We start from the raw sequence: 5,081 nt of genomic DNA, 5'->3' as shown, positions 1-5,081 counted from the left end.
AGGACTCCTGGCTGGGCCGTAAGCATGGTCGGCCCGAAGGGCTCGGGTATGAGCACGGCCTGGGCATCGAACCCGGCGACCCGGCAGGCCAGAGCCCCATTGCCGGAATTCTCTTCTTCGATGACTGCCTCCAGCATGGCTTCAGCCCGGAGGCCCAAGCCGGCCGCGGAAACGGCCCGCAGGGCCGTGGCCATGGCCGCGACCCCGGACTTCATGTCCCCGGCCCCCCGTCCGTGCATCCACCCGTCTCGGATGACCGGATCAAAGGGAGGCGTGGACCACATGTCTTCGGGTCCGGCCGGGACCACGTCCAGATGGCCGTTATACAGGCAGGAGTTCCCTCCTGTTTCCTCGGCTCGGCGGATTCCAACCAGATTATGCCGACCATCGGCGGACACTCCCGGCACCGAGGCATACTCCGGATGGGCCAAGAGCCTGGGGTCGTCCATGGCCACCCGGACCAAATCAAGCCCCATGTCGCCCATGGCCTCTTCCATGACCGCCAGGGCCCCGGCCTCGTTTCCGAGCACGCTCGGCTCGGCCACCAGTCGGGCCGTCAGGTCGAACATCTCGTCCTGCAGGGCCTCCACCCGGTCGAGCAGGGCCTTCTCCTTTGCCGAGGTTTCCATCTCTACGCATCCTCCCGGCCGAACCGCGGCAGAGGCCCCTCAGGCACTCGGACCGGGGCGTTGGTCAAACCAAGGACCTCGTCCAGATCGGCGTCCCAGGCCAGTTCCCGCAGGACCAGTCCGCCGTCCACCACGTCGAGCACGGCCAGCTCGGTGACGATGGTGTTCACGCATGACCGGGCCGTCAACGGGAGCGTGCAATGACTCAATATCTTTGGCCGCCCCTTGGCCGTGCAATGGGTGCTGACCACCACAACCCGCCTGGCCTTCTGGGCCAGTTCCATGCCCCCGCCGATGCCCGGGGCGAATTTTCCCGGAATGATCCAATTGGCCAGATCGCCGTTTCCGGCCACCTCCAGGGCCCCGAGCACGGCCACATCCAGGCGGCCGCCGCGGATGACGGCAAAGGACATGGCGCTGTCGAAGAACGATCCCCCCGGCCGACACTCCACGTACCGCCCGCCGGCGTCGATGACCATGGGATCGACCGCGTCGGCCGGACTCGGCCCCCCCATGTTTAAAATGCCGTTTTCAGAATGAAGGACTACCTGATGGCCCTTTGGAATATAGCGGGCCAGCAGGGTCGGCAGCCCGATGCCCAGGTTGACCACTTCCCCGTTTTTGATTTCCTGAGCCGCCCTGGCCGCAATGCGTGCTTTAGCCGACATGATGCTCCATGACCTCGTATCGTTGGTCCGTCCTGGCTTGAACCACGGCGTCCACAAAGGCCCCGGGCAGATGGATCCCGTTGGGGTCCAGCCTGCCGACGGGAACTATTTCCATGGCTTCCACCACCACGAGGTCTGCGGCCATGGCCATGAGCGGATTGAAGTTCCGGGCCGAACCTGCAAACAGCACATTGCCGTAGGTGTCGGATCTTGCCGCGTGGATGAGGGCCACATCGGCCCGCAGGGCCGGCTCGAACAGACCCTTTCTCCCCCCCACCTCCACGATTTCCCGATCACGTTCCAGAATCGTTCCCAGGCCGATGTCCGTGACAATGCCCAAAAGTCCGGCTCCTCCGGCCCGGATCTTCTCGGCCAAAATGCCCTGGGGATGGAATTCGACCTTGATGGCTCCCCGGTTCATCAGTTCGATGACCGCTGAATTGAGGCCCATGTGGGAGACGATGAACCGCTTGGTCCGACCGGCCTCCATGAGGACCGAGACCCCGATCCCCGGCTCGTTGGCGTCGTTCTTGACCAGGGTCAGATCCCGAGCTCCGTGCTTCAGAACGGCATCCAGCAGGGTGAACGGCGTTCCCGGCGACCCGAACCCGCCGACCATGATTAAGGCCCCGTCCTGAAGACCCTGCAGAGCCGTTTTGGCGTCGGTTCTCTTGTCTTTCATGCGTGCGGCGCCCCTACAACTTGGCCATGGTCTTGATGAGAGCCCTTTCCAGACGCTCCATGAGCAGACCGATCTCCTCCCGGCTGATGGTCAGGGGCGGAGCGATGAGCACATGGTCGCCGGCCAAGCCCGTCACCGGGCGCCGAGGATAGATGAGCAGGCCCTCTTTGTAGGCCTCGTCCGTGAACAGGAGGTTCACGCTCCACTCGGGCGGAAAGGATTTCTTCGACCATGGCTCCTGGACCAACTCCAGGGCCGTGAGCAGGCCCTTGCCCCTGACCTGGCCGATGATGGGGAATCGCTCGGCCAGACCTTCCAGTTCGGCCTTCAAAAAAGCCCCGTTATCGGCCGATCTGGCCACCAGACCGTCCTCCAGGACGATGTCCAGGACCTGCTCACCCACGGCGCAGGCCATGGGGTTTCCCGCGTAGGTGTGACCGTGGGCGAACCCGCCGCCACTGGAGACGATGGCGTCAACAATGGTCCTGGTGGTCATGATGGCTCCAAGGGGATAGTAGCCCGAGGCCATGCCCTTGGACAGGGCCACCACATCGGCCTTCACATTCCAGTGCTCGTAGGCGAACAGGGCCCCGGTCCGGCCGAACCCGGTCATGACCTCGTCCAGGATGAGCATGATCCCGTACTTGGCGCAGATGTCCTGGATAATGGCGAAATAGGTGTCCGGTGGCACCAGTGCCCCGGTGCTGGCCCCGCCGATGGGCTCGACCACGAAGGCGGCCACGTTCTCCGACCCCTGTTCCTGGATGACCCGTTCCAGATCCCAGGCGCATTTCAATCCGCACTCCGGATAGTTGAGGCCGAAGGCGCAGCGATAGCAATACGGCGCTGGAATTTTAGGATAATCCTTGATGATCGGCCGGAATGGGATTTCCAGGGGGGAATAGGTGGTCAGGGCCAGGGCCCCGAGGGTGGCTCCATGGTAGGCCGGGCGTCGACTGATGAATACGTGCCGACTGCCCTTGCCCATGTTGTAGTGATATTGGCGACAGATCTTCATGGCCGATTCCACTGCCTCGGATCCTCCCGAGACATAGAAAACCCTTTCCAGATGCGGGGCCGAATTCTGAACCAACTTCCGGGCCAACCGAACGGCCGGCTCGTTCTCGAAATAGGTCCGATAGACGAAGAAGGTCTGCTCGGCCTGGCGGTTGATGGCCTCCAGCACCCTGGGGTCGCCATGGCCGATATTGTTGATGACCGCTCCGGAGCAGCCGTCGATGTATTCCTTGCCGGTATGGTCCCAGATGCGGACCCCCTTGGCCCTGGACACGAAGGGGATTTTTTTCCGGGTCTGATAAAAGAGCAGGTCCGTGTTCAAATCGTCCACGGACCCGGTCGGAAAATTCATGGCAAGATCCTCATTGGCGTTATGGTTCTCCACTGTCAAAACGAGTCGACCCGTCTTCTCCCCCGATTGTCGTCGCCCGATGCCTCACGACTCGATCACACAATTCCAAAAATTGAGTATCGGACAGTTCCCCTTTCATGGCCTTGATGTCCGCATGCACCCAGCGGACGTTCCCGGGCACGTCTCCCTTTTCGGGATCAATCCGGTCCAGGGACGCATCAACGCCGATGGCCACCATGAGTCCGCTCAAGGCGCATCGACCGCCCTGCTCGTCCCAGAGGGCTTTCAAATCCTCGGCCTTTATGTGCTCAATGTCCGAGAGCCAAGCCAGAACTCCCTTCCCGCTCGGATCCGGCGCTTCGCCCGGCGGTCCGCATCCGCAGGACGTGATCGTTCCGGTCAACAGATCGCGGGTCAACGCCTGTTTGCTCCGGCCGCAATCGCACTGACAGAACCACAGGATACCCCCCTCGGGTGTCCGGATGGGGTACTCGGCCATCAGTCGCCCAAAACGCCGCCCGGTCAGATCCTCGAAATTCGGATTCTTCGGAATGTAGCTGCTCTTGTCCGTCTCCCACTTTCCGGGTGAGACTTCCCCCGGCCCCGGCGATCCGCATCCGCAGGACAAAACATGACCGTCTCTAAGCTTCCTAGCCACCACTTCGACATTTTGGCCGCAGTCGCACAGACAATTCCAGACCACACCGTTCTCGACGCTCCGCAAAGGAAACTGGGCCACCAGAGCACCGAACCTTTGGCCGGTCAGATCCTTGAATCGGACATTGCGGGGAACGAAATCGGTCTTGGCCCGATCCCATCGCCAATAACAGCCGCAGGTGCCCACTGTTCCCTTTTTCAAATCCTTGGCCAAGGCCAGCTTCTCCCCTCCGCAATCGCACCGACAGAACCAAAGGATGACCCCGTCAGGGGTTCGAATGGGGTATTCAGGCACCAGACGGTTGAACCGCTGGCCGGTCAGATCCTCAAACTTGAGGCTCTTGGGGATGAAGTCAGTCTTGGTCTGATCCCATTTCCAGGATGGTTTGTCTCGTTTCTTGCTCGCCATTTTCGCTCGGCTCCCGGCTGTGTCGTCAAATTTTCAAAAACGTCGATATATTGAAAAGAGGCTAGGGGCTCGAATCTTTGATGTCAATGGAAGACGATCTCATTGGACAGCAATAGCCTTCGATCTTTGCTCTCCACTGATCTTTATGGAACAATCAAATGATCTTCGTTAATTGTATTTTGAATTTCAAAACGAGATTTCAAGTCAAAAAGTGATGTATCGATTCTTTTCTATCCCCCCGAACATTCGTAAATTTATCGCGTTCGGAGAATATATATTTATCCAATATCGTGAAAATTTCAAAGATCAGTTGACATGCTCGAATAAATCAAATACTGTAAAAACAATGTCTTGCTGATCATTGGTTTCAAGTCAATTCCAGACGGACAAGTCTGCTTTTGGCCATGTCCGGTTCCTGACCGCGCATTATGTTCATTCACCCACCACATCGAGGCGTCATGAAAAGCAAACCATGGGCCCCTTGGGTCCTGCTCTCCCCCGCCCTTGGAGCCGTCTTCTTCCTCCTCGTCATCCCCGTCTGCTTCGTTATCGTCTATTCCTTCTGGCTTCGAAGCCCCACCGGCGACGACATCGTCGCCTTCCAGATGGGCAACTACGCCAAGTTCTTCGCCGACTTCTTCTACCCTTCGGTCCTCATCCGGACCAT

At 59.8% G+C, this 5,081-nt stretch carries 6 protein-coding genes; 1 reads left to right on the top strand and 5 read right to left on the bottom strand.

Annotation, left to right across the window (positions count from 1 at the left end):
• The 5 genes from EOM25_12050 to EOM25_12030 all read right to left on the bottom strand — a co-directional run.
• The coding region (locus tag EOM25_12050) for a M20/M25/M40 family metallo-hydrolase (protein ID NCC25905.1) at positions 1-629 on the bottom strand (629 nt) is incomplete at its 3' end.
• A gap of 2 nt (positions 630-631) precedes the next feature.
• A complete protein-coding gene (locus EOM25_12045) occupies positions 632-1,300 on the bottom strand; it encodes a 3-oxoacid CoA-transferase subunit B (protein ID NCC25904.1) in 669 nt (222 codons plus the stop codon).
• Positions 1,287-1,979 (bottom strand): CoA transferase subunit A, encoded by a 693-nt coding sequence (locus EOM25_12040; protein ID NCC25903.1) that lies wholly within the window; start codon positions 1,977-1,979, stop codon positions 1,287-1,289. The genes EOM25_12045 and EOM25_12040 overlap by 14 nt, the downstream gene beginning before the upstream one ends.
• Before the next feature lie 13 nt (positions 1,980-1,992).
• Complete coding sequence (locus EOM25_12035; protein NCC25902.1) at positions 1,993-3,348, bottom strand: aminotransferase class III-fold pyridoxal phosphate-dependent enzyme; 1,356 nt, start codon at positions 3,346-3,348, stop codon at positions 1,993-1,995.
• A gap of 19 nt (positions 3,349-3,367) precedes the next feature.
• On the bottom strand, positions 3,368-4,414 hold the full coding sequence (locus EOM25_12030) for a hypothetical protein (GenBank protein ID NCC25901.1): 1,047 nt from the start codon (positions 4,412-4,414) through the stop codon (positions 3,368-3,370).
• 458 nt (positions 4,415-4,872) lie between these two features.
• Here EOM25_12030 and EOM25_12025 point away from each other — a divergent pair.
• Positions 4,873-5,081: ABC transporter permease (locus EOM25_12025; protein NCC25900.1), on the top strand; the 209-nt coding region annotated here is incomplete at its 3' end.

This window comes from Deltaproteobacteria bacterium, assembly GCA_009929795.1.
In the GTDB taxonomy this organism is placed as follows: Bacteria; Desulfobacterota; Desulfovibrionia; order Desulfovibrionales; family Desulfomicrobiaceae; genus RZZR01.
Note: the sequence above shows the minus strand (reverse complement) of the source record. Positions and strands in the feature narration are given on the sequence as shown.